This is a genomic window from Ensifer sp. R1-3, from assembly GCF_056739175.1.
Genome location: NZ_CP096516.1, coordinates 1,534,282 through 1,561,229, shown reverse-complemented (window position 1 = coordinate 1,561,229; position 26,948 = coordinate 1,534,282). Strand labels below are relative to the sequence as shown.

Sequence of the window (26,948 nt, the reverse complement as noted above, 5' to 3'; positions counted from 1 at the left end):
GTTGGCGCGGTCCGGTTCTCCGGGCCGCGCTTTTTTATCGCCGGCCAGGCCAGAGGGGGGTGGGCACTCGGCACAAGATCAGATCCCGTGCAGCACCTGCGTCGCCTTCACTGCCGCCGAGGCCCGGTTTTCGACGCCGAGCTTCACATAGATCTGTTCGAGATGCTTGGTGACGGTGCGCGCGCTCAAACCCAGGATCTCGCCGATGTCGCGGTTGGATTTTCCCTTGGCGATCCACAGCAGCACCTCGGACTCCCGTTGGGTGAGCCGGAAGTGCTGGCGCAGCGTTTCGTCGTCGCTCATGCCGTTCTCGGCGGTCAGCCGGAATAGGTATTCATTGGCGCCGATCGCGCCGAGATAGGAGATCTGCAGGCCCGTCTGGCTGGCGCGCTGCAGGGTGAAAGTCCCTTGCCTTTCGCCGGGGCTGCGCTCCCGCATCCACTCGGCAATGCGCCCGGCGACGAAGGCAAGACCGTCGTCGCTGCCGGTGGCCGCGTTGACGAGGCGGGTCGCCTGCGGGGTCGACCAGCGGACCGTTCCATCGCCTCGCACCGCCAGCAGATGCCGCCCCGCCGCGTCCAGTGCGACGCGGGCGCTCTGGGCGGAGCGCGCATTGGAAAGATGGACGCGGATGCGGGCGCGCAACTCGTCGATATTGATCGGCTTGGTCAGGTAATCGACGCCGCCGGCTTCGAGAGCCCGCACCACATGCTCCGTCTCGGTGAGGCCGGTCATGAAGACCACGGGCACCTGGGCGACCGAAGCATTCGCCTTCAGCCGCGTGCAGGTGTCGAAGCCGTCCATACCGGGCATGACCGCATCGAGCAGGATGATGTCCGGCGTGATGCGATCGGCGATGTTGAGCGCCGCGTTGCCGGAGGTCGCGATCAATACGGAAAAGCCGGACTGTTCCAGCGCTTCGGTCAGGAAGCCGAGCGCCTCCGGCGAATCGTCGACGAGGAGTACGATGTCGCGGGCGTTCGCTGCCTCAGGCACGGGCATTCGCCTCCCCGGCGAGCAGGCGTTTGAGAAAGGCGTCATAGCCCGCGAGGTCGAATGCCCCGACATAGGCGCGCGCCGCCTCGGCGAAGGCTCGGTTGTCGGGGTTCAGGGCGATCTCCGTCAATTTTGCTTCGATGCCCCTCACGTAGCCGATTTCGCCGAGCTCGATCAATTCTTTCAAATGATGATGACCGGGGCTCGCTACCGCAGTGGTCTTGTCGGTGCCGGACGTTTCCTTCGGGCCGTCGTCGTAGATCCATTCGAGTTTCAGATGGATCGCGAGCTTGTCGGTGAGCTGGCGCAGGCCGAAGGGCTTGGCAAGCGCATCGTCGTGGCCGATGGCGCCGGCGGCCGAGCCGTCGCCGATATTGGCCGAAAGCATGATCGCCGGCGCGCTCTGGCCGGCTTCCCTCAGCCGCGTCACCAGATCCCAGCCGCTCATGCCGGGCATGGAGATGTCGATCAGGAACAGGTCCGGTTCCGTATGTTCGGCGAGCGCCAGGCAGGCCGCCCCGCTCGCCGCCGCAAGAACGGTGAAATCGAGCGGCGCCAGCAGCTCGCGCATCAGGTCGCGGTGATCCGCATTGTCGTCGACCACGATGATCGTCCGGCGTGGCCCGTGATAGGACTTGATATTGCGCACCGGGTCCTTCAGCGCGGCGGGCCGGTCGACCGCAGAGAGCATCAGCCGGACCTTGAAGGCCGTGCCCTTGTCCTTCTCGCTGGTGACGGAGATTTCGCCGCCGAGCGTCTGGGTGAGCAGGCGCGTGATGGTCAGGCCGAGACCGAGGCCCGGCATGCGATATTCCGCCTCGCCGCGCTGGAAGGGCTCGAAGATTCTGGGCAGGTCCTTCTCGCTGATGCCGCGGCCGCTGTCCTCGATGGTGAAACTTGCAACCTGGCTGCGATAGGCGACGTCGAAGCGGATATGTCCCCGTTCCGTGAACTTCAGGGCATTGGAGAGCAGGTTGACGAGGATCTGCCGCAGGCGCTTGTCGTCGGTCCGCACATATTGCGGCAGCGAGGCTGCGCGGTTGTGCTCGAAGGCGATGCCCTTTGCCTGCGCCTGCGGGCGGAACATGTCGACGATCTGATCCAAGAAGTCCTGAATGTTGATCTCGTTGGAATAGACCTGCAGCTTGCCGGCTTCGATCTTGGAGATGTCGAGGAGGCCGTCGATCAGTCCGGAGAGATGGTCGGCGCTGCGCCTGATCGCCTTGATCGCGCCCTGCCGCGGCGGCGGTATCGTCTCGTCGCGCTCGAGGATCTGGGCGTAGCCGAGCACCGCATTGAGCGGCGTGCGCAGTTCGTGGCTGAGCCCCACGACATAGCGGCTCTTCGCGCGGTTGGCCGACTCCGCCCTTTCTTTCGCGTCCTGCAGCGCCGCGTCGGTCTTCTTGTGGGCGGCGATCTCCTTCAGGAGAGCCGTGTTCTGCCGGGAGGATTCCTCTTCCGCAACGACCCGGCTGTCATGGGCAAGCACGTAGAACCAGGACACGACGCCGGCAAGGATGGCAAAGACGAAGAAGACGATGGCGATGGTCCGCTCGACGACCTCGGCGGTCTCGGGAGAGGCGGCCGTCGTCTGGTGGGCGATCATCGCCAGGATGACGCCGATGCCGGTGATCGAGATCACCGCCGAAATCGCGTAACGGCCGAGCCTTGTCGCGAGCTTTGCGACGACCGTTTCGGGCAGCACCGCCTTGGCCACGGTCGCGACCTGCGTGTTCAGCCGCGCCTTCGGCTTGCACATGTCGTGGCAGCGGCTGTCGAGCGAACAGCAGAGCGAGCAGATCGGCGCCGCATAGGCCGGGCACCAGGCCATGTCCTCCGGTTCGAACGGATGCTCGCAGATCGAGCAGGTGATCTCGCTTTCGGCGAGCCAGCTCTTGCGCGGCTTGCGGGCGAGATAGAATTTCCCTTCCGTCCACCAGGCGATCAGCGGCGAGACGACGAAAGCCGTGACGAGCGCGATATAGGGGGCGAGCGAGGCGGCGATTTCGCCCGCTGCGCCGAAATGCGCGACGAGGGCGAAGAGCGTCGACACGCCCATGGTGCCGAGGCCGACGGGGTTGATGTCGTAGAGATGGGCGCGCTTGAACTCGATTCCGGGCGGGGCGAGCCCGAGCGGCTTGTTGACGAAGAGATCGGCGGAGATCGTCGAGAGCCAGGCCATGGCGACGATCGAAAAGATGCCGAGCGTCTCCTCCAGCAGACGATAGATGCCGAGCTCCATCAGCAGGAGCGCGATCGCCACGTTGAACACCAGCCAGATGACGCGGCCCGGATGGCTGTGGGTGAGCCGCGAGAAGAAGTTCGACCAGGCGAGCGAGCCCGCATAGGCGTTCATCACGTTGATCTTGAGCTGCGAGACGACGACGAAGGCGGCCATCAGCAGGAGCGCGGCCGTGTCCGACGGGAAGATGTAGCCGAAGGCGGTGTAATACATCTGCGCCGGGTCGGCGGCCCTGGTCGAGGGAACGCCGGTGCTGAGCGCCAGCACGACGAGAAAGGAGCCGGCAAGCAGCTTCGGCGCGCCGACGATCACCCAACCGGAGCCGGCAAGAAAGACGGCGATGCGGTGCCGGAGCTTGCGCTCGCCGTCAGGCGGCAGGAAGCGCAGGAAGTCCACCTGTTCGCCGATCTGCGCCATCAGCGCGAAGATGACCGCCGAGGCAGCGCCGAATTCGACGAGATGGAACGGCGCGAGCGTGCCGGGGGGACCCGATGTGTGATGGATGCCCGCATAAGCGAGCCACAGGCCGACCTTCTCCCAGTCGGCAAACGCGATGAAGGCGAAGGGAAGAACGTTCAAGACGATCCAGAAGGGCTGCGTGACGAGCTGGAACCGGCTGATCAGCTTCACGCCATGGGTGACCAGCGGGATCACCATGACGGCGCTGACGATGTAGCCGATCCAGAGCGGTATGCCGAGCGCGAGCTCCAGCGCCCCGGACATGATCGAGGCTTCGATCGCGAAGAGGATGAAGGTGAAGCTCGCATAGATCAGCGAGGTGATCGTCGAGCCGATATAGCCGAAGCTCGCGCCGCGCGTGAGAAGGTCGATGTCGACGCCGTGACGGATGGCATAGCGGCTGATCGGCAGGCCGACGATAAGGATCATCAGGCTCGCGACGAGGATCGCGACGATGGCGTTGGTCGTGCCGTAGGACATGGTAATGGCGCCGCCGATGGCTTCCAGCGCCAGGAAGGAGATGGCGCCGATCGCCGTCTGCGAAATGCGCGCGGAGGAAAAGCGCCGCGCGCTCTTGGCGGTAAAGCGCAGCGCATAGTCCTCGAGCGTCTGGTTGGCGACCCAGCGGTTATATTCTCGTCGAACGGGAATGATGCGCTGGCGTGCCGCCATGGTCCCTCGTCATCTCGCAATGCTGGCCGAATGCGCCAGCTGCTCATGTCGTAACACGGACGAGCGGCCCGGGAAATTGCTGCATTGCGGAAAACGTCGCAGACCGAGGACGCAGTCTAGACAGGCCCACGCGACTCGCTTTGGGTCGTCCTCTTCCTGTCTTCGAACCCAGCGAGGGACCGCCTTGCCTTGGCCTCCCAGGTCCTGGCACCCTGCCTGCGCGCTAGCGCCATTGCCCGGTGGAGCAGCGTGCAGCCTGGCTCCAGCCTGCTTTCGCCTCGCACGAGCAGTTCGGCTTGTAAACGCAACAGCTCGGCCGTGAAATAGTTCTCGCCCGTTTTCCTTGCCAATTCCAGGGCTTGGCCGATAGCTTGTGACGCCTCCGTGTCGAATTCGAGCTGAAGATAGCCGTTGGCGAGCATTCCCAGATAGCAGGTCTTGTCGATTTCCTGCTCGCCCATGTTGTCGCAGACATGGCGCATCTGCTTTAGGCCCGACACATCCCTGCGGCTCATGGCGAGCAGCCATCCAGAGAAGAAAGCCCCCATGTTCAGCCAAAGCTGGAAGCCGTTCCTCCTTGCCAACGGGAGGAGCTCGTCTATCAGCCGCTCCATCGTTGCAGTGTCGTTGCGGAGCGCCATCAGGATGCAGCCGTTGCCGAGGCATGCAGCGAGGCGATAGTCGGTCTGCTTTCTCGCATCGGCTTCCGCCTGCCGGAAGAGTGAGAGCGCGTCCTGCTCTTCGCCCAGAAGCTCCAGCGTCCAGGAGAGATAGATCATCGCCATGCTTGGAAAATCGCTGCCGATCCGATCCGCTTCCTCTCGATGCCGAAGGGCGTCTGCGAGCAGTGCCTTCGCCTGGCGGAACCGGCCGCGAGCAAAGGCGCACATGCCCCGGAACTGCTTGCCGAGCACGAGTGCCTTGAGGTGATCTTGCTTTTGCCCGATCTCCAGGAGTTGATCGCTCGCCCATTCGGCGTCCTTGAGGCAAGCGGAATTGAAGGCCGTCCCGAAAAGCCCGTCGAGAGCCCTGATGGCCGCCTCCGGATCGCCTGTCGCCTCGCCGAGGCGCATCACATTGCGGTATGCGTTGCTTCCCTCTCGAGTCATGAAACCGAACGTGGCGTAGAGGACATCGCCGCGTTCGAGCTCGAGACGAAGCTCCACACGATCGCGACCCGGAGAAGGGGGCAGTTTGCGGATGCATTCGAGTCCTCTGGCGAACATATTGGCGGCTTCCTGCTTCGCCCAGGTCGCGGCGAGTTTCAAACCGGCCGTGAGCCAATGCTCGGCGGCACGCTCGTACAATCCAGCCTCGTCCAGATGCTGGGCCAGAACTTCCGGGTGGTCGGCGGCGGCCGAGGGTTCCGTTCGCTCTATCGCATCCACGACCAGCGCATGGAGCTGTCTGCGTCTGTCCCGCAGCAGCGCGCCGCTCGCCGCCTCCTGAAGAAGCGCGTGGGTGAAACTGTATCTCGGCCAATCCGAGAACGGCTGGGGGGCGACCAGACCGAACGCCGTCAGGCGCTCCAACTCGGGCTTCAATGCTTCGATCGGCATATTGGCAACGTCGGCAAGCATCCGGACGTCGAATTCGCGGCCGATGATCGCCGCGACCTGCGCTATGTTCTTGCCCGGACCGAGCTTGTCGAGACGCGACAGGAGCGAGGACTGGAGGGAGTTAGGGACGGCGAGATCGGCATCGTGTGTGCCCGATCGGGAGGAGTCAGAGGAAGCCGCAAGCTCGGCGGTCGATCGCGAAAGTTCCTCAAGGAAAAGCGGCACACCCTCTGCCCTGCGTAGCACGGAGCGCGTAAGCTCCGCCCCCAGAAGCACGCCCGACGCGGCTTTCCGGACGAGTTCGTTCGCTTCGTCGCGCGAAAGACGTGTGAGCCTGATCTCTTCGATGGTATTTCCCCGCCTTTCGGATTTCAGCTCGCCGTCGCGGGAGGTCACGATGATGAGCAGGGACAGGTTCGTGGTCTCTTCGATCAGTCGGTCGAGCAGGTTCGCCGACGACGGATCGATCCATTGTTCGTCTTCGACCGCAAGCAGCATCGGGCCTGCTCCGGCCTGGTGCTGCAACCAGTCGATATACGTTTGCCGAACCGTCAGCTGTTGCTGGGGTGGCGGAAGTGTGGACGGCGGGTACTCGGCCTGGTCGATGTTCAGCAATCGGGCGAAGATCGGAAGGGAATCGTCGGTCGGCACGCTGCTCACGGAGAGAGCAGCCTCCAACTTGCCGGCGGCGATCGCAGGCGGGTCGGCGTTGGATATACCCACTTCCTGGCGAAACAGCTGAAGGAAGGGGAAGAGGGCGCTGTTGGCGTAGGCTGCCGAGCACTGGACAGTCAGCGTCTTTACGCCGGGAAGCTCCTCCTTCACTTCGAAAAGCAACCGCGACTTGCCTATGCCCGGCTCGCCGCTGATGAGGACCGCTCTTCCACGCCTTTCCTTAGTTACCGCCCGCCAGACGCTCACGACCTGCGCGATCTCGGTTCGACGGCCGACAAGCGCGGTCAGATGGCTTTTGCGGGCGAACCTGCTGCCGACGGAAATGGGCTGATCGGCGCGCCACATTCGAACGGGGCGGCTGAAGCCTTTCAGGGTCCTCTCGCCAAGATCGCTGAACAGGAAGGAACCATGCGCCATTTGGTATGTGGTCTGATCGGTCAGGATCGTCTGCGGAGCTGCCATCGCTTCAAGCCGCTGGGCGAGATTCGGGACAGGGCCAAAGGCGACGGTGGAAACGCCGGCCGGCGCCCCCTCCACGTCACCGACCACGACGAGGCCGCTTGCAATGCCGATCCTCACATTGAGGGGCAAATGGTCAGGCGTCTCGATCTGAGGCACGACCCGCAATATGTCGAGGGCCAGCTCGATCGCTCTTTCCGCGTCATCCTCCTCGGCGACCGGGTAGCCGAACAGGACCTGAAACGCATCGCCCACATAGTTTGCGACGAAGCCGCCATGTGACCTCGCGAGCCCGTTGCAACTGTTGAGATAGGTGCGCGTGAGAAGGCTGAAATCTTCGGGATCGAGCTTTGCCGCGTAATCGGTAGATCCGACCATGTCGCAAAAGAGAATGGTCAGTTGACGGCGCTCGGGAAGCCGCCTTTGAGCGGGGTCGGGCACAGGCGGTTTCTCTATGGCCGCGATCGCGGCCATGAGCTTGCGGCGCTGGCCGACCGGAATTCGCAATTCGCGAAGGTCGGCTTCCGTCAGAAGACGCAGGCTTTCGAAATCGACGCGCGCGCGCGCGAAAGTCAGCTCGAGGTCGCCGAGCCCGATGTCCTGCAGCCATTTTCTGACATCGCTCATCATACCCCTTAATGTGGGTGGCGAAGGATCAGCAACTCAACTTGCGCTTTTGTTTCGTTAGAGCTACATTAGTATCGGGAAATATCCTTTTATGAAAGTCGAAGTTGCTATTATCGGTGCGCCGCATCGGGCGGAAGTCACGTTTCTTTTGCGTAATTCTGAGCTCTTGGCGCCGAAATTGCTTTGCAGTCTTTCGCTTTATCTGGGCCGAGATGCCCATAGCCATCTAGGTGTTCCCATGCAAAAGCTTACCAAATGTTTGTTTCCAGCGGCAGTGCTGGCATTAGGCATGCCTGTCGCCGCGGCTGCGCAAGACTGCCCCACCGCTGACGATTGGAAGGACGCCCCCACGATCAGCGGTGTCGACAACGACGAACGAAACGCCGTCAGCGATTTGCTGGCGAGGTATGCGTGGGCCATGAACAACAGGCAAATAGACGCTCTGAAAGCTCTCTTTGCCGATGGCGGATCCTATGTGTTCTGTCAAATGGGGAAGAGAACCCCCGACGAAAGCTACAGTTCGAAAGACGGCATAGGGCGGCACTTCGAAGCCGTTTTCAGACCCCTGACGGACAATGGACTTAACGCAAAGCGGGTTCTAACCGGGCATACTATAGATAACCGTGGGCAAGACATAAACGTAACTATGGTAGCTATCGTATTTATTCAGAATTTCGACTCACCGTTGCCGCAGCTGGACTATTTTGCCGATATATTCGTTACAATAGACAGAGCAACTAAGCTGATAAAGAGGCTCGTAGTTACTCCGGGCGATGGGCGAGTCAGCATAAGGGCGAGATAGGCGACCGAGACGCAGCCGAGGAAGGTCGCGATGCTGAGAAACCTGCTCTTGCTAGTGGCGATCAGCGTGCACACGGCCGCCTTTGCTGCCGAAATCGGTGACATCAACCTTGCTGTCGAAGCCATGCGTCGCCAGCCTGATTGCGCCGCGGGCTCACACTGCGATGCCGTTACCGGATGCCTCATTCCTGCCCCGGAACTGGCCGAGCCCGAGCAGACCGCGGCTTCCGGACACTTGCCTCCTCGCCGATCGAGCCACGAGACGTTCCACACCTGTCGCGAGATGGTGCTGCGATTCGAGTCGACGACGGCCACCGTTCGCGACTTGATCTCAGGCCTGTGGCCCTTCGATCGCGCGAATGGTTTCGCCAAGACCCTGGAGACCTGGAACCGGAAAAACCTGTGGGCGCCGGCTTCCGCCACGGAAAAACCAATCACGAAGTTTGGCGACGAGCTGCGTACCGTATTCGGACCTGTGCCGAAGGGCGATTGCCTCGCCAAAGAGTCGAGACGGCTCAGTCTGGAGGTGGACGGCAATCTCGTAGAGCTGAGGCCAAACCCGTCGAAGTCGAATGCGCTCGCGTTCGAGCATCTCGATGCGTTAGGAAGGCATGTCAAATGGACTGCCCGGATCGACAAATGCGACAAGCCTTCGCTCGCCGGCATGGTGACCTATTGCGGAATGAATTCCCGTCTCCACCGCGTCGTGCGTGGTCCCGTCGAATGGTTGTTCCTGTGCCGGAAGTCGTCCAGAAACCTCGAGCTCAGCAGCGATTCCTACTGGCGGGAACAGGACCCGCGGTTCGCCCTTTATGGCGCAATCGGCTTTAACGGGCTCACGGGAGAGATAGCCTTCATCGACGGGCGGAAGGACCGGGAAGTCTTTGACTGGAGGCAGGCGTTTCCGCCGCCCGGCGGCGACTCCTACGCCGACGTTGAGGGCAGAGCCCGCACCGAAGAACTTTACGACAGATCCTTCAGGGTCGATTGTTTCGCCTGCCATGATAACAAGGAACCCTATATTATCGATCCGCACGTTAAGCAGGCAAGGGTCGGTTACCGTCACGGCTGGGCCGACGAGAACTCCATCGCGTTCGGCCTCGGAGCGTTTCTACCGAAGAGGAAAGCGCGGGCAGACGCTCCGTTCCGGGTCGTTGGATCCAGCTACACAGCGGCTCGAAGGGAGCGCATGACGGAAGCGAAGGTAGTGTCCATGCCTGGACATCCATGCACGTCATGCCATGTCCTGACCACACAAGAGACGGGCCAACGCTTTGCGGCGGACGCGGCTGGAAAGATGCCGACGGCAATACTGTCTCCCGAGCGGGCACTGCCGCTTCTCGGCCAGCGAAAATTTCTGGCGGCCGTGGACGGGCACCGTACGGCATGGGCCACGAGAAGCGGCGGCGGCAAGATCCACCCGTGGATGCTGCCCCATTATGGCGGCGACCTTTCTCAGCAATCGCCCCCGGTTACCGACGCCGAATGGCAGGCGCTCAGTCAGTGCGTATGGAGCGCCGGCGGAGAAGAATGCGGCTACAGGCCGCTTTACACGGCCTGTCCCAGTCCGGGGCGCGATAGCGACGGCTACAGCCCCCGGGAATTTTCCGCCGAGATCGTGTCGTCGACGCCGCCGCGCGACGGTTTCGATCGGGTGATACGGCTCAGGTGGAAGTATCTGAACGGCTACGGGCAGGTGCCCGAACGAGACGACGTCCGTTTCCACGTCGCCATCAAGAGGGAAACCCTATCCCGGGCTGTGCGCATCAAGGACTTTCCGAGCATGGCAGAGGTGAGGGGAGATCGATTCGAAGCCATCGCAGGGGAGGTTGGCACGTCCGGTTCTGCGACCCTCCTGAAGCACGCCTCCTTCATCGATCATCGCAAGTGGATGGATCCTCCGCCCGCCAGTACCCCGCGCGACTATGCCATCGAGGTTCCGGCGAGCTGCGGCGAGCGTTATCTCTTCCGTATCCTGCCGAAGCGCTTCTGCTTCGACTACAACGGCATTGCCTACGGCACCGAGGACCACCTCATCCATGCGGACGTGGCTTGCGCTCCTCGTTCGGCAGGCATGCGCTGATCGGTTTCACCGCATGCGGGCGACCGCAGCGCCGCTAAATTCCCGCACCAGAGCGCCCAGTTTTTCACAGAAATGCCGAAGCGCTCTAAACCTTCGAATCTGCCCACTTCCGCGCCGTTACAACGCTTTTCCTGGAGGTGCTCTGGCGAGAACACCCGCCGGCGCATTTCAGCTCTTGACAGAACGCGCCGCTGCTGCAATAAACCATCAAGTTAATTAACCGATAGGTTAAGCAGCAATGGATCAACTCAGCAGCGCCCTGTCGGCACTGGCCGACCCGACCCGCCGTGCCATCGTTGCGCGCCTTGCCGCCGGCGAGGCGACGGTGAACGAACTTGCAGCTCCATTCGAGATGAGCCTGCCGGCGGTCTCCAAGCATCTGAAGGTATTGGAACGCGCGGGGCTGATATCCAGGGGCCGTAACGCCCAATGGCGGCCCTGCCGGCTGGAGGCGGCGCCGTTGAAGGAAATCGCCGACTGGGTCGAACGCTACCGCCATTTCTGGGAGGGCAGTTTCGACCGGCTCGACAGCTATCTTCATAAACTGCAGCGCAACGAGAAATCGGATCAAGACTGAACCGGGTTCGCCCGACCGCAAGGGAGAAGATCATGAATGCCCCGTCTCTGAAGGAAGAGAACGCGCTTACCATCACGCGCGTCTTCGACGCGCCCGCCAACCTCGTCTTCAAGGTCTGGACGACACCCGAACACCTGGCACGCTGGTGGGGCCCGAAGGGCTTCACCGTGCCCGCGATCACCACCGATTTCCGTGAAGGCGGCGCCTGGCGCGGCTGCATCCGCTCGCCGGAGGGCCAGGACTACTGGGCGCACGGCATCTATCGCGAGATCGTGGCCCCGAGCCGTATCGTCCTCAGCTTCGCCTGGGAGGAGGAGGGCGCCATCGACACGCTGATCACGGTCACCCTCGATGATGTGGCGGGCGGCACGCGTCTCACCTTCCACCAGGCGCCGTTCACGAGCGCCGAGAGCCGCGATTCGCATGCGGAAGGATGGAGCGAGTGCATGGACCGGCTGGTTTCCTATGTCGCTGCCCGGAAGGAGGAAATGCAATGAAGAAGACCTATCACGGGAGCTGCCATTGCGGCGCGGTGCGTTTTTCCGCAAATCTCGATCTTGCGCCGGAGGGAAAGCGATCCGAAGCGCCGCGGCCGGGCGTGTGGTGGACGACGACCTTCCGCTGCAACTGTTCCTCCTGCCTGAAGACGCGATTCTGGAAGGTGTTCGTCGCGCCCGAGGATTTCTCCCTGCTTTCCGGCGAGGAAGCCTTGGCGGAGTACCGCTTCGGCGAGCGCATGATCCGCCACATGTTCTGCCGGCACTGCGGCGTCCACCCCCTTGGCAGCGCCGATTTCGAGATCATGGGCGGGCCGTTTCATGCGGTGAATATCGCCTGTCTCGACGACGCGACCGACGAGGAGCTGGCGAATGCCCCGATCGTCTATGAGGACGGGCGCCATGATGCATGGGATCGGTCACCCGCGGTGACGTCCTATTTGTGAGGAGCCGTACCGCTCCTTCGCGTCTGCCGCGGTAGCGACTTGGATCCGCGGCAGAAAACTCCGGGCAGAAGCCCAAGCTTCCTTCTTCCCCCCGCCGCCTACGTAGAATGACGTATGTGCAGTGCAGCGCGGCTGCCCGATTATCCCCCGAGCAACGGCCATGGAGAACGGCCACTTGCGTTGCGGCGATCAGAACAAGGGGGTTCAATCAGATGACTATCAGGGCACGCGTCACCGGCGCATTTCTCGCTGCCGTCCTTTCTACGACGGCGTTCAACGGCGCCTTTGCGGCCGACGAAACGATCAAGGTCGGCATCCTGCATTCGCTTTCCGGCACCATGGCGATCTCCGAAACGACGCTCAAGGACGCCATGCTCATGCTGATCGAGGAGCAGAACAAGAAGGGCGGCCTGCTCGGCAAGAAGCTAGAAGCCGTCGTCGTCGACCCGGCCTCGGACTGGCCGCTCTTTGCCGAAAAGGCGCGCGAGCTCGTCTCCGTCGACAAGGTTTCCGCCGTCTTCGGCTGCTGGACGTCGGTATCGCGCAAATCCGTGCTGCCGGTCTTCGAGGAGCTGAATTCGATCCTCTTCTATCCGGTCCAGTACGAGGGCGAGGAAAGCCAGCGCAACGTCTTCTATACGGGGGCCGCTCCCAATCAGCAGGCCATCCCGGCCGTCGACTATCTGATGGAGAACGAGGAGGTCGAGCGCTGGGTGCTCGCCGGCACCGATTACGTCTATCCGCGCACGACCAACAAGATCCTCGAGGCCTACCTGATCTCCAAGGGTGTCGCGCCCGAGGACATCATGATCAATTACACGCCTTTCGGCCATTCCGACTGGCAGACGATCGTCTCGGACATCCAGAAGTTCGGCTCGGCCGGCAAGAAGACCGCGGTCGTCTCGACCATCAACGGCGACGCCAACGTGCCGTTCTACAAGGAACTTGCCAACCAGGGCATCAAGGCCGAGGACATCCCGGTCGTCGCCTTCTCGGTGGGCGAGGAGGAACTAGCCGGCCTCGATACCGGGCCGCTCGTCGGGCATCTCGCTGCCTGGAACTACTTCCAGTCGGTCGACAACCCGGCCAATGCGGAGTTCATCGAGACCTGGCAGGCCTATACCAAGAACGACAAGCGGGTCACCAACGACCCGATGGAAGCCCATTACATCGGCTTCAACATGTGGCTGAAGGCAGTCGAGAAGGCCGGCACCACCGATACCGATGCCGTGCTCGACGCCATGATCGGGGTCTCGGTACCGAACCTTTCGGGCGGCTATTCGACGATGATGCCGAACCACCACATCACCAAGCCCGTGCTGATCGGCGAGATCCAGTCCGACGGCCAGTTCGAAACGGTATGGGAAACGCCCGGCCTCGTCGTCGGCGACGAATGGTCGGACTACCTGCCGGACTCGAAGGACCTGATCTCCGATTGGCGCGCGCCCATGTCCTGCGGCAACTTCAATGTGGCCACGGGCAAGTGCGGCGGCAAGGGTTCCTGATTTCATGACGAAAGACTTGCTCAGGGAGCGGCCCGGGTCGGGCCACTCCCCCAAACGCCGCTTTTCATGACGAACCGCTAGCTCGAAATCCCCTCCGTCCGAATGCTTCCCGTCGGACGGAGGCCTGCAAGGCGAGAGACGAATGTACCGCATCATCCCAACCGTGCTGGCTGCCCTGTTCCTTTTCGTTGCGATGGCTCCGGGGCTTCGCGCGGAAGAGGGACTGCGCGATCTGGTGAACGCGCTCGGCGAGGCGAAGCTGTCCGAGATGGACGAGCATATCGCGGCACTGGCGAAGACCGGAAAGCCCGAAGTCGTCGCCATCCTCGAGGCGCTCGGCGAAGGCGAGCTCTATGCGCGCAAGGCGGACGGCCAGGTCTTCCTGACGAAGGAGAACGGTTCGAACCTGGCCCTTACGGATCCGATCTCCGGCGACAGCGCCGGCGAAGCGCCGAAGGCGGCACTTTCGAAGATCAGGGTGAACAACAGCGTGCGGCGCGCCGTGCGCACCGCCCTCGGCAGCCTGACGCTCCTCAGCCCCGATCGCAATCAGCGCCTCAGGGCCGCGCAGTCGGTGCTGCAATCGCCCGATGCCGACGCGCTCGGCGCTATCGAGAATGCGCTGGCTGCCGAGAAGGATGGAGCCGTTCGTGCGGTTCTCGAACAGGCGCGCGCCACGATGCTGCTTCTCTCCGACCGGCCGGTCGAGGAGAAGAAGGAGGCGGTGCGGCTGCTGGAGGAAAACGGCGGCCGCGAGGCGCTGCCGATCCTTTCTGCCGCGCTCGGCTCTGCCGACGAAAGCCTGAAGCCGGACATCGAGGCGGCGCTCGCCAGCATCGAACAGGCGCAAGCCTTCTGGAATGCGGGCCAGAACATATGGTACGGCCTGTCGCTCGGCTCGGTGCTGCTCTTGGCGGCGATCGGTCTCGCCATCACCTTCGGCGTCATGGGCATCATCAACATGGCGCATGGCGAGATGGTGATGCTCGGGGCCTATACGACCTTCCTCGTTCAAGATGTCGTGCGCACCTCCTTTCCTCATCTTTTCGAGTGGTCCTTGGCGATCGCGCTGCCGCTCGCCTTTCTTGTTACAGGCGCCGTGGGCCTCGCACTGGAACGCGGCGTCATCCGCTTTCTCTACGGGCGCCCGCTCGAAACGCTGCTTGCCACCTGGGGCATATCGCTCATCCTCCAGCAGACGGTGCGGACGATCTTCGGCCCCACCAACCGTGAGGTCGGCAATCCGTCCTGGATGTCCGGCGCCTTCGAGCTCGGCGGACTGGCGATCACCTGGAACCGTCTCTGGATCATCGTCTTTGCGCTTGCCGTGTTTGCGGCACTTCTCTTTCTGCTCAAGAAGACGCCGATGGGCCTGCAGATGCGCGCGGTAACGCAGAACCGGCGCATGGCCTCTTCCATGGGCATCCGCACGCCCTGGGTCGATGCGCTGACCTTCGCGCTCGGCTCCGGCATCGCCGGCATTGCGGGTGTGGCCCTTTCGCAGATCGACAACGTCTCGCCGAATCTCGGGCAGGGCTACATAATCGACAGCTTCATGGTCGTGGTCTTCGGCGGCGTCGGCAATCTCTGGGGCACGCTTGTCGGCGCCTTCTCGCTCGGCATCCTCAACAAGTTCCTGGAGCCCTATGCCGGCGCCGTGCTCGGCAAGATCCTCGTGCTCGTGCTGATCATCCTCTTCATCCAGAAGCGGCCGCGCGGGCTCTTCGCACTCAAGGGCCGGGCGGTGGAAGCATGATCACCTCGTTTCTCGTCAAATCGCTGGATCGGACGATCGTCGTCGCTGTCGCGATCCTGCTGGCGCTGGCCGTTATCGTTCCCGCGCTCAACCTCCTGACCGCGCCGGAACACCCGCTGCATGTGCCGACCTATCTGGTCTCGCTCTTCGGCAAGTACCTGACCTATGCGCTCTTGGCTCTGGCGCTCGATCTTGTCTGGGGTTTCTGCGGCATCCTCTCGCTGGGGCATGCGGCCTTCTTCGCGCTCGGCGGCTACGCCATGGGCATGTATCTGATGCGCCAGATCGGCGCACGCGGCTCCTACGGCAATCCGCTGCTGCCGGACTTCATGGTCTTTCTCAACTGGAAGGAGCTGCCCTGGTTCTGGTACGGCTTCGACATGTTCTGGTTCGCAGCGCTGATGGTGGTGCTGGTGCCGGGCCTGCTTGCCTTCGTCTTCGGCTGGCTCGCCTTCCGCTCGCGCGTCAACGGGGTCTATCTCTCGATCATCACCCAGGCGATGACCTATGCGCTGCTGCTCGCCTTTTTCCGCAACGACATGGGCTTCGGCGGCAATAACGGGCTCACCGATTTCAAGGACATCCTCGGCTTCAACATCCAGGCCGACGGAACGCGTGCGGCACTCTTTGCAGCCTCCGCGCTGGCGCTTGCCGTTTCGCTCGTCGTCACCTCGGGCATCGTCCGCTCGAAATTCGGCAAGGTGCTGGTGGCGCTGCGCGACGCGGAAAGCCGCACACGCTTTCTCGGCTATCGCGTCGAGCACATGAAGCTCTTCGCCTTCACGGTCTCGGCAACGATGGCGGGCGTCGCCGGCGCGCTCTACGTGCCGCAGGTCGGCATCATCAATCCGGGCGAGTTCGCCCCCGCCAATTCGATCGAGGTGGTCATATGGACGGCCGTCGGCGGGCGCGGCACGCTGATCGGTCCGATCGTCGGCGCGATCCTCGTCAACGGCGGAAAAAGCATCTTCACCGCCGCCTTCCCCGAATTCTGGCTCTTTGCGCTCGGCGGGCTCTTCGTCCTCGTCACGCTTTTCCTGCCGAAGGGCGTGGTCGGCACGGCGCAGAACTATCTCGCAAGCCGGCGCGCATCACACGCGGCGGCCCGGAAGGAAAGCGAGAGCGAAAAAGCGGCGAGCCTTGCGGACGCCGAAACGGTGGCCGCGGAGTGATCGCCATGACCGGGAAGAAACCCAGGAACCTGCTCTATCTCGATGGGGTCTCCGTCTCCTTCGATGGCTTCAAGGCGCTGAACTCGCTCTCCTTCGTCGTAGAGCCGGGGGAACTGCGCGCGATCATCGGCCCCAATGGCGCCGGCAAGACGACGATGATGGACATCATCACCGGCAAGACGCGGCCGGACGAGGGCGAGGTCTTCTTCAAGGGCGACATCGACCTCACCAAGAAAGACGAAGCGGCAATCGCCGAGCTCGGCATCGGCCGCAAGTTCCAGAAGCCGACCGTCTTCGAAAACCATACGGTCTGGGACAATCTGGAGCTGGCGCTGAACCGCAGCCGCGGCGTCTTCGCGACCCTGTTCTATCGGCTGACGAGAGAGGACAAGAACCGCATCGAGGAGATCCTTTCGACGGTGCGGCTCACGGCGCGCCGCGACGATCTCGCCGCCAATCTCTCGCATGGCCAGAAGCAATGGCTGGAGATCGGCATGCTGCTCGCGCAGGAGCCGGAACTCCTGCTCGTGGACGAGCCGGTGGCCGGCATGACCGATGCGGAGACGGCGGAAACGGCGATCCTCCTGAAGGAAATCGCCAGGACGCGCTCGGTGGTCGTCGTCGAGCACGACATGGGCTTCATCCGCGATCTCGGCGTCAAGGTCACCTGCCTTGCGGAAGGCTCGGTGCTGGCGGAAGGATCGATCGATTTCGTCAGCAACGATCCGAAGGTGATCGAGAACTATCTCGGCCGATGAGCGGGAGGAATTGAAGCGATGCTGAACGTCGAAAACGTCAGCCTGCATTACGGCGCCGCCCAGGCGCTCCGCGACGTCTCGTTCAAGGCGGAAATGGGCAAGATCACCTGCGTTCTCGGCCGCAACGGCGTCGGCAAGTCGAGCCTGCTCAGGGCCGTCACCGGCCAGCATCCGGTGACGAGCGGCACGATCTCTTTCAACGGCGTGCCGCTCGACGGCTTGGCGCCCTTCCGGCGCGCCAAGCAGGGCGTCGGCTACGTGCCCCAGGGCCGCGAGATCTTTCCCCTGCTGACGGTGAAGGAAAATCTCGAAACCGGCTTCGCTCCGCTGAGGCGGGCTCAACGCTCGATCCCCGACGATATCTTCAGTCTGTTTCCGGTACTTCAGACGATGCTCGGCCGGAGGGGCGGCGACCTTTCGGGCGGCCAGCAGCAGCAGCTCGCGATCGCTCGCGCTCTCGTGACGCGCCCGAAAATACTGGTGCTGGACGAGCCGACCGAGGGCATCCAGCCGTCGATCATCAAGGACATCGGCCGCGCGATCAAATATTTGCGGGATTCGACCGGTATGGCGATCCTGCTCGTGGAGCAATATCTCGATTTCTGCCGCGAGCTTGCCGACCATGTCTATATCATGGACCGTGGAGCTTTCGTGCACGAGGGCCCGCCGGAGACGCTCGACACCCCGCAAGCGCGCCGGCATCTAACCGTTTGAAGCCCCATGGCGAGCCTGCGCGCGGTTTTCCACAGACCCGGAAACAGCGGGTAAAGTCAATGACTTGGGCCGGAAGCCCGATCTCAGGGGCGCCTCCGGGCGACAGAAAAATCCACTTCTTTTGTGGATTGCATTTGCCCGCTCAAGCGCTTTGACCCATACTGCACATGCATGTTCGATGATTGCTCCTGCATGATTCTTCGACCGGAACCGGTCGAAGGGTTAGCCCATGCAGCAGTCCAAAGTGTCACGGCGCGTTCCATGTCTCTGGACGAAGCATGGTGCCGTGGCGAGTTTCGCAATCACATCTCACTGACAGAATTGGCCATTTCGCGTTTCCGGCCTATCCAATCGGAGGAGACCCTAATGACGAATTTCCTGCCCGCCCTTCATGAAGGGCACGCCCCCATTACGCTCCAGACACTCTTCAAGGATGCCCTCGAAGCCTATGACGACTGGGAGGAGGGCATGCCCGAACCCATCGTTTCCTTCGAGGACAAGGTGCTTCCGGTCAGTGCCGTTTTCGAATGGATGAGACCCTGCACGGACCTCATGCCGGCCAATATGATCGGCATAGTCACCGACCGGTTGACGAAGCCCTGGAGCGGCGCCGGACCGCTGGACGCGATGACCTTCTCGACCGCCGCCCGGGTCATGTCCATTCTGGTGCGGCGGCGCTTGAGACGCTTCGGGCGCGGCTCCATCGAGGCCTTTGCCGAGCGCTTCAGCCATCCGATGCATTCCGTTCCCTCGCCGTCGCCGGATTCGGCGGGATCTCGACCAGCCGGCCTATGAAGACATCGCTCACGACCGTGGCGATGCCCATATGGGCATCGCTGCGGCCGAGCTGTGTCGCTCTAAGGCTTCTGATTCTCCACGAAGGCTGCATGCCACTTGGCGAGCATCGACACGGCTTCCTGGACGACGGCCGGATGGGTGCCCGGGAGGAACTCGATCCTCGGCGCCTTCCCATCACGCTTCAGCCGAGCGAAGACCCGCCCTGCCGCGTCCTTCAGTTCCTCCGGCCTTTCCGGTTCCGGCTTGTCGCTTTGCGACAGGCGATTGAAGACGAGCTGAAAGCGTTGGTCTGAATCGACGGCGCGGAAGCGTGGCGAAGCGATCTCGTCTTGGGCTCGGGCGCGCGCCTCTTGCCTTTCAAGCAGCGTCCCGATCGCCATCCAGCGCTCGCGTCCGGCCTTCGGCGCCGGGCCGATGGCGCGGGCGACTTCGTGCGGCACACCGTCCGCCACCTGCAGGAGGCGCGAAAGTTCGCTCTTCTGCACCGCAAGCGCATCGCCGATCACCTTGCGGTCGAAGCCGCGCGCTACGAGCGCAGCGGCGAAAAGCGCACGTTCGATGAAGGAAAGGTTGCGCCGCTCGGCATTTTCCTTGCCTTGCGCAAGCACGAGCTCGGCATCTGTCAGCGTCCGGACGATCGCCTTTACCTGGAGCTCGAGCCGGCGCACCGCCTTCAGGCGCCGGTGGCCGTAGGCGGTCTGGTAATGGCCCTGCTTTTCCGGGTGCGGGCGAACGAGGATCGGCGATTGCTGGCCGTTCTCGCGAATGCTCTCGACGAGCGCGAGGAAATCCGCATCGTCTATCTCGCCGTCGGTCAGCCGATCCTCGACGAAGGAGCTTTCGACCAGCGCCGGATCGAGCGAAACGACGCGTTCGCCCTGGGTCAACGCTTCCCTGAGCACCCGTGCTTCCTCGGCCTCGCGCGTGATGCTGCCGAGAGAGAGCCCCATGGCCTTCACTGCGCCGGAAGCCGCACGGGGCGCATCGAGCGGAGCGGCCGGCCTGGCGTTGACAGGTGTCAACTCGCCCGACGCCGTTTCGGCGGGGGTTTGCGGATCGGCGGCAGGCGCACCCGCGGAAAACAGTGCCCGCAATTCGTTTTTCCGGTTATTGCCAGCCATGACTCAGCGCCCCCATGCCGCGTGAATGAGAGCCTCGATCTCGCCGTTGACGGCGTTCAGCGACTCGATCGCCCGGTCATAGGTCGCGCGGGTGAAATTCTCCCGGCCCACCTCGTAGAGCGTCTGCTTGGTGAGACCCGCATCCGAGATCGCGGTCGACTTTACCATGGCGGAGGTCAGCACCCGGTCGCCGAAGAGCGAGCGCATGAAGCCGACGATCTGCGCCTGCGGTCCGTCATTCGGCTCGAAGCGGGTGACGAGATAGCGCAGGAAATCGAAATTGAGCTCGCCGCCGGCGTCGCGCACGACGCTGAGCAGGTCCGAGGTCATGTAGAGGAACTGGTTCATCGATGCGACGTCGAGCATTTGCGGATGCACGGTGACGATGACCGACGTCGAAGCGCAGAGCGCCGAAAGCGTCAGGTAGCCGAGCTGCGGCGGGCAGTCGATGACGACGACGTCGTAGTCGTCGGCGACGCTTGCGAGCGCCGCCTGCACCCGGGCGAAGAAGAGCGGCCCGGCATCGGCGCCGCTCTGCCGCGCACTGAGCGCCTGCGGCGTCGTGTGTTCGAACTCCTGCAGTTCGAGGTTGCCCGGCACCAGGTCGAGCCCGTCGAAATAGGTCTTGCGGATGATGTCCTTCAGCGGGCGCGCCTCGGCGTCGTAACGGATTGCGCCATAGAGCGTGTCGTTGCCGGTCAGGTCCAGTTCCGGCTGGTAGCCGAACAGCGCCGAAAGCGAGGCCTGCGGGTCGAGGTCGACCGCAAGCACCCGGTGCCCGGTCAGAGCGAGATATTGTGCGAGATGGACCGATGAGGTCGTCTTGCCGGAGCCGCCCTTGAAGTTGGTGACCGAGATCACCTGCAGATGCTCGCTTCTCGCGGCATCGCGCCATTTGAGATAACCGCGCGCCTTGGCGCCATTGCCTTTGGCGATCGCCTGTTCGGCCAGATGCCGGCGCAGCGCGTTGATATCGGAAAGCGAATAGGAGCGTCGTCCGCCGGCGCCGGTGTCGGGCTGCGGCCCCTCGCCAGCGAGCGAAAGCTGTCGCAAGTATCCGTCGGAAACGCCGATGAGCTTGGCGGCCTCGCCGGAGGTGAAGCTCCGGAGCGTCTTCATCGCTGTCGGTGCAAAGAGCCGGTCTCGCATCGCTTTCAGCTGTTCGGAAAGCGCCCGCGCGTCGGCGGCGATCGCCTCGTCTGCCGGTCTGCGCGATGCCCCGCCGGTCGCGCCTGCCGTCGTCGCCGCCGCTGCCGTCATCATATCCATGGTCAAATCTCCTCGTGCCCGCATGGCGCCCCGCCGCCGTGCGGATGCGCCTGACGCATTTCCTGACAGAACAATCGTTTAGCTACGCCGAAATGCGGAATATGCGGTCTATTCCGTTAGAGGAATGATTCATCCTCTGATTCGCGTCAACTCATTTCTCGGTTGGCGCGGACGGTCCAACCGTCAAGGCTGAAGGCACCCGCGCCGAAGGCTGCGATCTGAAGGAAGCCGCCGGTGATCGCCAGATTCTTCATGAAGTGGATCATCTGGTTCTGGTCGGCGAAGTCTGTGTGAAAGCCGATCGCCGAGGCCAGGGTGAAGGCTGCAAGGATCAGCGCCACCCACCGTGCCCGGTAGCCGAGGACGAGGAGGATGCCTGCGCCGATCTCCACGGCAAGAGCAACCGCATAGGCGACCGGAGGCAGGGGCAGCCCCGCCGACGCGATGTAGCCGATCGTGCCAGATGGATCGCCCAGTTTTCCGAAACCGGAAAGAATAAACATGGCGGCGAGAAGCAGGCGGCCGATGAGGGCCAAGGAGCTTTGAAGTGCGGGATTGTCGCTCATGTGACGTGCCTTTCTTCACTGTGGCCTGATCGCGAACGCGTACCCGCTCCGAGCCTTCGGAACGGCGGCAAGCGCTCGCTGCTCCATGATTGTAAATGCACAGCCCGCGGATCGGAAATTTTCCACAACTGAAACAGAAATTGAACGGAAGGGAATTGCATCGCCAAAGCGCGGGAAAGCCTTGCGCCGCGAGCATGGGACGGTACTTGGGAGGGTTTTCGAAGCGGCCCGGCGCCCTTCCGGCGAGCTCCCGGAAGTAAGTTGTTAACCTTCATTTCCTATTCCCTAGGGCAGCCCCTTCGATGATGAATTTCGAGTTTTCAGGCCATGCGCATTCCCCGGACAAATTTCTCGCCTGCAGCTTTGTACGACGCAAATCACGCGGATGATTACGAGGACCCGCATCCGGCTGCGCAAGGTGCCGCGCATGTTCCGGCGGCGCCTGAGGCGGCCGCTCACGACCATCTGTTCGAGGCACCGGAAGCGCCGCGGCGCGCGCCCGGCCATCGTGACGAGGAGACAGGATATGCAGGCCGCGCCGCGCGCCTCTACGGTCACGGCTCCGCCTATGCTCCTGCCGAGGTTACCGTCTCTACGCGCGATCCGCTTCCCACGCTTGCCGAGATCACCGGCCTATCCGGCGAGCCGGGCTGGGAGAGCCACTTCTTCCTGTCGCCGAATGTGCGCTTCACGCGTACGCCCGAGCGCGAACTCATGAAGCGTCACCCGCCGGCGCCCGAAGAAAGCCGGATTGAGGCCGACGAAGCCGCGGCGGAAGCGTCCGATGCCGAAACGGTGATGGACGTGGTGCCGGCCGAGCCCGCTCCGTCCGTGGTCGAAACGGAACTGCCGTCCTACAGTCCGTCCGAGCTCCTCCGTGTGCTGACGCAGCAACTGCCCTCCTGGAGCGCTGCACGCTCGCAGGCGCCGGAAGCGAGCGTCACCAAGCCGGCAATCACCGAAAGCGTGGCCGTGGCGGAGGAAGGGCCCGCCACTTCTGAAACGACAGCCCTGCCGGTAACGGACGAAGTGCCTGTGGTTCCGCATGCACTGCCCGTCGCGAATCTTGCGCCCGAGAGTGCCGCAGTGGAGGAGGACGTGCCCCATCAGGCAGACGCGCGCCTGGCCTATCTTTCCGATTTTGCGTTTTTCGAGTTCATGCCGCTCGAAGTCGCGGCTGTTCCGCCGACTGTCACGGAACCTGTGAAGGAAGCCGCGCGCATTCCCGCGCCGATCGCAGCCGCGCCGAAGGTCTCGCCACCGAAGATCGTTGCTGCAATGCCTGTCGAGATCCGGCCGCAGCCGCCCACGGCGATAAGCTCGCTGTTCCGGGTGGTGGAATGCCGGCGGCCCGAGCCCGCCACTGCCGAACCGGTTACGGCCGCGCCGCAGGATATCGCCGCTGAGCCGGCCGCCGCGGAGGCTGCCGCCCTTCCGGCCCACCAGTTCGTCGAAACACCGGCCCCGGCGCTCGCCGAGCCTGCCATCGTGCCCGCAAGCGAACCGGCTCCCGAAGCGCCGGTGACCAGGGCGGCGATCACCATGCCGGCCGTGATACAGCGTTCGTCGCCGTCTCTGCCGCCGATCGGCGCCATCGAGCCGCTGCAGGGTGGCGACGCCTACGAATTTCCGTCGAAGGAGCTCCTGCAGGAACCGCCGCAAGGCCAGGGTTTCTTCATGACGCAGGAGCAGCTCGAGCAGAATGCCGGATTGCTCGAAAGCGTGCTCGAGGATTTCGGTGTCAAGGGCGAGATCATCCATGTCCGCCCCGGCCCTGTCGTCACGCTTTACGAATTCGAGCCCGCGCCGGGCGTCAAATCCTCCCGCGTCATCGGCTTGGCCGACGATATCGCCCGCTCGATGTCGGCGCTCTCTGCCCGCGTCGCTGTCGTGCCCGGCCGCAACGTCATCGGCATCGAGCTGCCGAACGCGACGCGCGAAACCGTCTATTTCCGCGAGCTGATCGAATCCGGCGATTTCCAGAAGACCGGCTGCAAGCTGGCGCTCTGCCTCGGCAAGACGATCGGCGGCGAGCCGGTGATCGCCGAACTCGCAAAGATGCCGCATCTGCTCGTCGCCGGCACAACCGGCTCAGGCAAGTCGGTGGCGATCAACACCATGATCCTGTCGTTGCTCTACCGGCTGAAGCCGGAAGAATGCCGGCTCATCATGGTCGATCCGAAGATGCTCGAACTCTCCGTCTATGACGGCATCCCGCATCTGCTGACGCCCGTCGTCACCGATCCGAAGAAAGCGGTGATGGCCCTCAAATGGGCGGTGCGCGAGATGGAGGACCGCTATCGCAAGATGTCGCGGCTCGGTGTGCGCAACATCGACGGCTACAACCAGCGTGCGGCGGCCGCGCGCGAGAAGGGCGCGCCGATCCTCGCGACGGTGCAGACCGGCTTCGAGAAGGGCACCGGCGAGCCGCTCTTCGAGCAGCAGGAAATGGACCTTTCGCCGATGCCCTATATCGTCGTCATCGTCGACGAGATGGCCGACCTGATGATGGTCGCCGGCAAGGAGATCGAAGGGGCGATCCAGCGGCTTGCGCAGATGGCGCGTGCGGCAGGCATCCACCTGATCATGGCGACCCAGCGTCCCTCGGTCGACGTCATCACCGGCACGATCAAGGCGAACTTCCCGACCCGCATCTCCTTCCAGGTGACCTCCAAGATCGACAGCCGCACCATCCTCGGCGAGCAGGGGGCCGAACAGCTCCTCGGCCAGGGCGACATGCTGCACATGGCCGGCGGCGGCCGCATCGCCCGCGTCCACGGTCCGTTTGTTTCCGATCAGGAAGTCGAACATGTGGTCGCACATCTGAAGACGCAGGGGCGTCCGGAATATCTCGAGACGGTGACCGCGGACGAAGAGGAGGAAGAGGTCGAGGAGGATCAGGGCGCAGTGTTCGACAAGAGCGCGATCGCCGCCGAAGACGGCAACGAGCTCTACGATCAGGCGGTGAAAGTGGTGCTGCGGGACAAGAAGTGCTCGACCTCCTACATCCAGCGCCGCCTCGGCATCGGCTACAACCGCGCCGCCTCGCTGGTCGAACGGATGGAGAAGGACGGTCTCGTCGGTCCGGCGAACCATGTCGGCAAGCGCGAGATCATCTACGGCAACCGCGACAATCCGCCGAAGCCGGAAAGCGACGATCTGGACTGAGTTATCATCGCTTCTGCTCCCTCCGGCCTGCGGGCGAGAGGGAGCTGCGGATCACGGCCGCACGGTGATGTGGCCCTTCATGTTCGGGTGGTAGCGGCAGATATAATCGAAGCTGCCCGCTTCCTGAAGCACCAGCCGGCCGGATTTGTTCGCCGGCAGAAGCACGTCCGCGCCGCCTTCGACGGTCGCCGTGTGGACGAGCGCATCCCTGTTGATCCACTCGACCTCGTCGCCCACCTTCGCCTCGATCTCCGCGGGCAGGTAGACGAGGCGATCGATCGCCACCTGGATGGTTTCCGCCTGCGAAGGAGCGGCGGCGGCCGCCGCTCCCACCGACAATAAGACAATTGCCGCTCGCGTTATGAACATCGCCGCGCTCACTTCAATTCGGCCGCGACGTGCTCGGCATGCTGCTGATGTCCCTGGAACAGCTTCAGTCCGGTCTCGAGCAGCGATTTGAGTTCGGCATTCTGAGCCGACGGGATCAGCAGCGTTTCCAGCGCGCCGTTGACCTCCTTGTGGTAGGCGACCTCGTGTTCGATATAGGCCTTGTCGAATTCCCCGCCCTTGAGCTTCGCCAGCTCCTGGCGTTTCGCCTCGGCCGCTTGCGAGAGGGATTTGCTCGTGTCGTTGTCTTCGGGCGTGACGTTGAGCTTCTTGACGAGATCGAGGGCTTGCTTGTTCACCGACTCGTGGTCGCGCAGCATGCTTTCGGCGAATTCGACGACGGTCTTGTTCTTCGACGTCGCGATTGCCTGTTTGGCGGCTTCGACGTCGAGCACGCCGGCAGTGTAGGCGATGTGGGCGATTTGCGGGTCGGTCGGCTTGTCGTTGCCGAGTGCCCCGCCGGTGCTGAAGAGGAGGGCGATTGCGGCCGCTGCGCTCGTCAGTTTGATAGTCATGGGATGTTCCTTTCCTCGAAGATCAAAGCCTGGTTTGAACGACATGCTTTGGATGCTTCGCGGCTGGAAACGTTCCCGCTATTTTCCGTCCGGTTCCGGGGGCCGAGGCGAGATGCGGGCAAGAACCGCCTCGGTCAGACGCTCGCAACGCTTTCCCGCGAAAGGAAAGGCATCGAGCAGAACCGGGCCGATCTGCCGCTCCAGCTGCTCTTTCAGGATGCGGCGCGCCCGGTGCAGCCTTGTGCGTGCCGTTTCCGGTTTGAGGCCAAGCAGGGCGGCCGCCTCTTCGTTGTCGAGCCCTTCGATGACGCGCAGCACGAATACGGTGCGGTAGGTGTCCGGGAGATCGTCCGTCAGCCTTTCGACGAGGTCGAGGATTTGTCGCTGTGCCATCGTCTTTTCCGGATCGCTGATGCCTGAATTGAGGGGAAAGGCGATGATCTCCGCCTCTTGCGACTGCCGCATGTACTTGGCCAGTCTCATCTGTCGCCGTCTTTTCCGCAGGCGGCCGAGCGCCTCGTTGATGACGATGCGGGCGAGCCAGGTCGTGATCGCCGCATCGCCGCGAAAATCCTCAAAGCGCGTGAAGGCCCGGACATATGCCTCCTGCAGCACGTCTTCCGCATCGCTGTCGTTGCGCAGGATGCTGCGGGCGATCCGGTAGAGCTTGCGGTTGTGCGCCTGCATGATCGCGCGGAAACGGGCGAGGTCCTGCGCAGGTGGCGGCGCATTCAGGCAAAGGTCGGTTTCAGCGGTAGGCATGGTCGGGCTCCTTCTCGGATATTGGATGCCCTAGCTCCGGAAATGTTCCCAGCTATGTGCCGGCCAAGTTTCGGATCTTACCGCGGTGTTGTCTTGTAAGGATAACGGAATTCGGGATCGCCGCCGGCTCAATGCCTCGGCTGAAAGAGAAAACCCGGCGCGGGAGGAGGTGCGCCGGGCTTTCGATCCTGACCGGCAACTGGGAGGAGGAGGGTTGCCGATCCCGCGATGGAACTGGGAGGAGGAGTGTTCCATCGACAGTTATATAATAATGCTGCAGTGCAGCATCTTCAAGACCGAAAATGAAATTTTTTCCGGCTGATAAAGAAATGCCCGAGGTCGGGCATCGGCAGCGTCAGGAAGA

The 26,948-nt window shown here is 63.1% G+C and carries 21 protein-coding genes; 12 read left to right on the top strand and 9 right to left on the bottom strand.

What is annotated here, in order from left to right; translation table 11 throughout:
- Window positions 1-78: 78 nt before the first annotated feature.
- From M1D43_RS24505 to M1D43_RS24495, 3 genes are all read right to left on the bottom strand, one after another.
- Window positions 79-1,002 (bottom strand): response regulator transcription factor, encoded by a 924-nt coding sequence (locus M1D43_RS24505; RefSeq protein WP_014530084.1) that lies wholly within the window; start codon window positions 1,000-1,002, stop codon window positions 79-81.
- Window positions 989-4,369: a hybrid sensor histidine kinase/response regulator gene (locus M1D43_RS24500; RefSeq protein WP_014527721.1), complete on the bottom strand. Its 3,381-nt coding sequence runs from the start codon at window positions 4,367-4,369 to the stop codon at window positions 989-991. Before M1D43_RS24500 ends, M1D43_RS24505 begins: the two co-directional genes overlap by 14 nt.
- A 116-nt stretch (window positions 4,370-4,485) precedes the next feature.
- Entirely contained in the window at window positions 4,486-7,692 is a 3,207-nt protein-coding gene (locus M1D43_RS24495) for an ATP-binding protein (RefSeq protein ID WP_017267788.1), read from the bottom strand.
- 235 nt (window positions 7,693-7,927) lie between these two features.
- On the opposite strand from M1D43_RS24495, the gene M1D43_RS24490 reads away from it, so the two are divergent.
- From M1D43_RS24490 to M1D43_RS24440, 11 genes are all read left to right on the top strand, one after another.
- Window positions 7,928-8,491, top strand: coding sequence for a nuclear transport factor 2 family protein (locus tag M1D43_RS24490; RefSeq protein ID WP_014527723.1), 564 nt, complete (start codon window positions 7,928-7,930; stop codon window positions 8,489-8,491).
- A gap of 30 nt (window positions 8,492-8,521) precedes the next feature.
- The gene (locus M1D43_RS24485; protein WP_014527724.1) at window positions 8,522-10,573 is read left to right on the top strand and encodes a hypothetical protein; all 2,052 of its coding nucleotides are present in this window, start codon (window positions 8,522-8,524) and stop codon (window positions 10,571-10,573) included.
- Window positions 10,574-10,811: 238 nt separating this feature from the next.
- Window positions 10,812-11,150: an ArsR/SmtB family transcription factor gene (locus tag M1D43_RS24480; protein ID WP_014527725.1), complete on the top strand. Its 339-nt coding sequence runs from the start codon at window positions 10,812-10,814 to the stop codon at window positions 11,148-11,150.
- Between the two features lie 32 nt (window positions 11,151-11,182).
- Window positions 11,183-11,647, top strand: coding sequence for an SRPBCC family protein (locus M1D43_RS24475; RefSeq protein WP_014527726.1), 465 nt, complete (start codon window positions 11,183-11,185; stop codon window positions 11,645-11,647).
- A complete protein-coding gene (locus M1D43_RS24470) occupies window positions 11,644-12,093 on the top strand; it encodes a GFA family protein (RefSeq protein WP_014527727.1) in 450 nt (149 codons plus the stop codon). The genes M1D43_RS24475 and M1D43_RS24470 overlap by 4 nt, the downstream gene beginning before the upstream one ends.
- A gap of 212 nt (window positions 12,094-12,305) precedes the next feature.
- On the top strand, window positions 12,306-13,598 hold the full coding sequence (urtA, locus tag M1D43_RS24465) for an urea ABC transporter substrate-binding protein (RefSeq protein ID WP_003529436.1): 1,293 nt from the start codon (window positions 12,306-12,308) through the stop codon (window positions 13,596-13,598).
- A gap of 142 nt (window positions 13,599-13,740) precedes the next feature.
- Window positions 13,741-15,354, top strand: a complete 1,614-nt coding sequence (urtB, locus tag M1D43_RS24460) for an urea ABC transporter permease subunit UrtB (RefSeq protein ID WP_003529437.1) — start codon at window positions 13,741-13,743, stop codon at window positions 15,352-15,354.
- A complete protein-coding gene (urtC, locus tag M1D43_RS24455) occupies window positions 15,351-16,526 on the top strand; it encodes an urea ABC transporter permease subunit UrtC (protein ID WP_127603247.1) in 1,176 nt (391 codons plus the stop codon). Before urtB ends, urtC begins: the two co-directional genes overlap by 4 nt.
- Before the next feature lie 5 nt (window positions 16,527-16,531).
- The gene (urtD, locus tag M1D43_RS24450; protein ID WP_014527729.1) at window positions 16,532-17,284 is read left to right on the top strand and encodes an urea ABC transporter ATP-binding protein UrtD; all 753 of its coding nucleotides are present in this window, start codon (window positions 16,532-16,534) and stop codon (window positions 17,282-17,284) included.
- Window positions 17,285-17,302: 18 nt separating this feature from the next.
- Window positions 17,303-17,998 carry an urea ABC transporter ATP-binding subunit UrtE gene (gene urtE / locus M1D43_RS24445; protein ID WP_014527730.1) on the top strand — a complete coding sequence of 232 codons (696 nt, stop codon included), beginning with the start codon at window positions 17,303-17,305 and terminating at the stop codon, window positions 17,996-17,998.
- Between the two features lie 366 nt (window positions 17,999-18,364).
- Window positions 18,365-18,793 carry a BRA0787 family protein gene (locus M1D43_RS24440; protein ID WP_003529443.1) on the top strand — a complete coding sequence of 143 codons (429 nt, stop codon included), beginning with the start codon at window positions 18,365-18,367 and terminating at the stop codon, window positions 18,791-18,793.
- A 62-nt stretch (window positions 18,794-18,855) separates the two neighbouring features.
- Here M1D43_RS24440 and repB read toward each other — a convergent pair whose 3' ends face one another.
- From repB to M1D43_RS24425, 3 genes are all read right to left on the bottom strand, one after another.
- Window positions 18,856-19,917, bottom strand: a complete 1,062-nt coding sequence (repB, locus tag M1D43_RS24435; protein WP_014527731.1) for a plasmid partitioning protein RepB — start codon at window positions 19,915-19,917, stop codon at window positions 18,856-18,858.
- A 3-nt stretch (window positions 19,918-19,920) separates the two neighbouring features.
- Window positions 19,921-21,186, bottom strand: coding sequence for a plasmid partitioning protein RepA (gene repA / locus M1D43_RS24430; protein ID WP_013850289.1), 1,266 nt, complete (start codon window positions 21,184-21,186; stop codon window positions 19,921-19,923).
- Window positions 21,187-21,332: 146 nt separating this feature from the next.
- Window positions 21,333-21,752, bottom strand: coding sequence for a DoxX family protein (locus M1D43_RS24425; protein ID WP_010976297.1), 420 nt, complete (start codon window positions 21,750-21,752; stop codon window positions 21,333-21,335).
- A gap of 327 nt (window positions 21,753-22,079) precedes the next feature.
- Here M1D43_RS24425 and M1D43_RS24420 point away from each other — a divergent pair, with 327 nt between their 5' ends.
- The gene (locus tag M1D43_RS24420; RefSeq protein ID WP_014527732.1) at window positions 22,080-24,920 is read left to right on the top strand and encodes a DNA translocase FtsK; all 2,841 of its coding nucleotides are present in this window, start codon (window positions 22,080-22,082) and stop codon (window positions 24,918-24,920) included.
- A 51-nt stretch (window positions 24,921-24,971) separates the two neighbouring features.
- Here M1D43_RS24420 and M1D43_RS24415 read toward each other — a convergent pair whose 3' ends face one another.
- From M1D43_RS24415 to M1D43_RS24405, 3 genes are all read right to left on the bottom strand, one after another.
- Window positions 24,972-25,289 carry a cupredoxin domain-containing protein gene (locus tag M1D43_RS24415; protein ID WP_003529449.1) on the bottom strand — a complete coding sequence of 106 codons (318 nt, stop codon included), beginning with the start codon at window positions 25,287-25,289 and terminating at the stop codon, window positions 24,972-24,974.
- Window positions 25,290-25,297: 8 nt separating this feature from the next.
- Window positions 25,298-25,822, bottom strand: coding sequence for a DUF4142 domain-containing protein (locus M1D43_RS24410; protein WP_014527733.1), 525 nt, complete (start codon window positions 25,820-25,822; stop codon window positions 25,298-25,300).
- 78 nt (window positions 25,823-25,900) lie between these two features.
- Window positions 25,901-26,584: an RNA polymerase sigma factor gene (locus M1D43_RS24405; RefSeq protein WP_014527734.1), complete on the bottom strand. Its 684-nt coding sequence runs from the start codon at window positions 26,582-26,584 to the stop codon at window positions 25,901-25,903.
- Between the last annotated feature and the right edge of the window lie 364 nt (window positions 26,585-26,948).

Bases quoted from the DNA above. Each gene is read 5' to 3' on its own strand.
- urtA (WP_003529436.1), top strand. From the start codon at position 12,306: ATGACTATCAGGGCACGCGTCACCGGCGCATTTCTCGCTGCCGTCCTT.
- M1D43_RS24405 (WP_014527734.1), bottom strand. From the start codon at position 26,584: ATGCCTACCGCTGAAACCGACCTTTGCCTGAATGCGCCGCCACCTGCG.
- urtE (WP_014527730.1), top strand. From the start codon at position 17,303: ATGCTGAACGTCGAAAACGTCAGCCTGCATTACGGCGCCGCCCAGGCG.
- M1D43_RS24500 (WP_014527721.1), bottom strand. From the start codon at position 4,369: ATGGCGGCACGCCAGCGCATCATTCCCGTTCGACGAGAATATAACCGC.
- urtB (WP_003529437.1), top strand. From the start codon at position 13,741: ATGTACCGCATCATCCCAACCGTGCTGGCTGCCCTGTTCCTTTTCGTT.
- urtC (WP_127603247.1), top strand. From the start codon at position 15,351: ATGATCACCTCGTTTCTCGTCAAATCGCTGGATCGGACGATCGTCGTC.
- M1D43_RS24410 (WP_014527733.1), bottom strand. From the start codon at position 25,822: ATGACTATCAAACTGACGAGCGCAGCGGCCGCAATCGCCCTCCTCTTC.
- M1D43_RS24440 (WP_003529443.1), top strand. From the start codon at position 18,365: ATGACGAATTTCCTGCCCGCCCTTCATGAAGGGCACGCCCCCATTACG.
- M1D43_RS24495 (WP_017267788.1), bottom strand. From the start codon at position 7,692: ATGATGAGCGATGTCAGAAAATGGCTGCAGGACATCGGGCTCGGCGAC.
- M1D43_RS24480 (WP_014527725.1), top strand. From the start codon at position 10,812: ATGGATCAACTCAGCAGCGCCCTGTCGGCACTGGCCGACCCGACCCGC.
- M1D43_RS24505 (WP_014530084.1), bottom strand. From the start codon at position 1,002: ATGCCCGTGCCTGAGGCAGCGAACGCCCGCGACATCGTACTCCTCGTC.
- M1D43_RS24475 (WP_014527726.1), top strand. From the start codon at position 11,183: ATGAATGCCCCGTCTCTGAAGGAAGAGAACGCGCTTACCATCACGCGC.
- M1D43_RS24485 (WP_014527724.1), top strand. From the start codon at position 8,522: ATGCTGAGAAACCTGCTCTTGCTAGTGGCGATCAGCGTGCACACGGCC.
- M1D43_RS24425 (WP_010976297.1), bottom strand. From the start codon at position 21,752: ATGAGCGACAATCCCGCACTTCAAAGCTCCTTGGCCCTCATCGGCCGC.
- repA (WP_013850289.1), bottom strand. From the start codon at position 21,186: ATGGATATGATGACGGCAGCGGCGGCGACGACGGCAGGCGCGACCGGC.
- M1D43_RS24415 (WP_003529449.1), bottom strand. From the start codon at position 25,289: ATGTTCATAACGCGAGCGGCAATTGTCTTATTGTCGGTGGGAGCGGCG.
- M1D43_RS24420 (WP_014527732.1), top strand. From the start codon at position 22,080: ATGCGCATTCCCCGGACAAATTTCTCGCCTGCAGCTTTGTACGACGCA.
- M1D43_RS24470 (WP_014527727.1), top strand. From the start codon at position 11,644: ATGAAGAAGACCTATCACGGGAGCTGCCATTGCGGCGCGGTGCGTTTT.
- urtD (WP_014527729.1), top strand. From the start codon at position 16,532: ATGACCGGGAAGAAACCCAGGAACCTGCTCTATCTCGATGGGGTCTCC.
- repB (WP_014527731.1), bottom strand. From the start codon at position 19,917: ATGGCTGGCAATAACCGGAAAAACGAATTGCGGGCACTGTTTTCCGCG.
- M1D43_RS24490 (WP_014527723.1), top strand. From the start codon at position 7,928: ATGCAAAAGCTTACCAAATGTTTGTTTCCAGCGGCAGTGCTGGCATTA.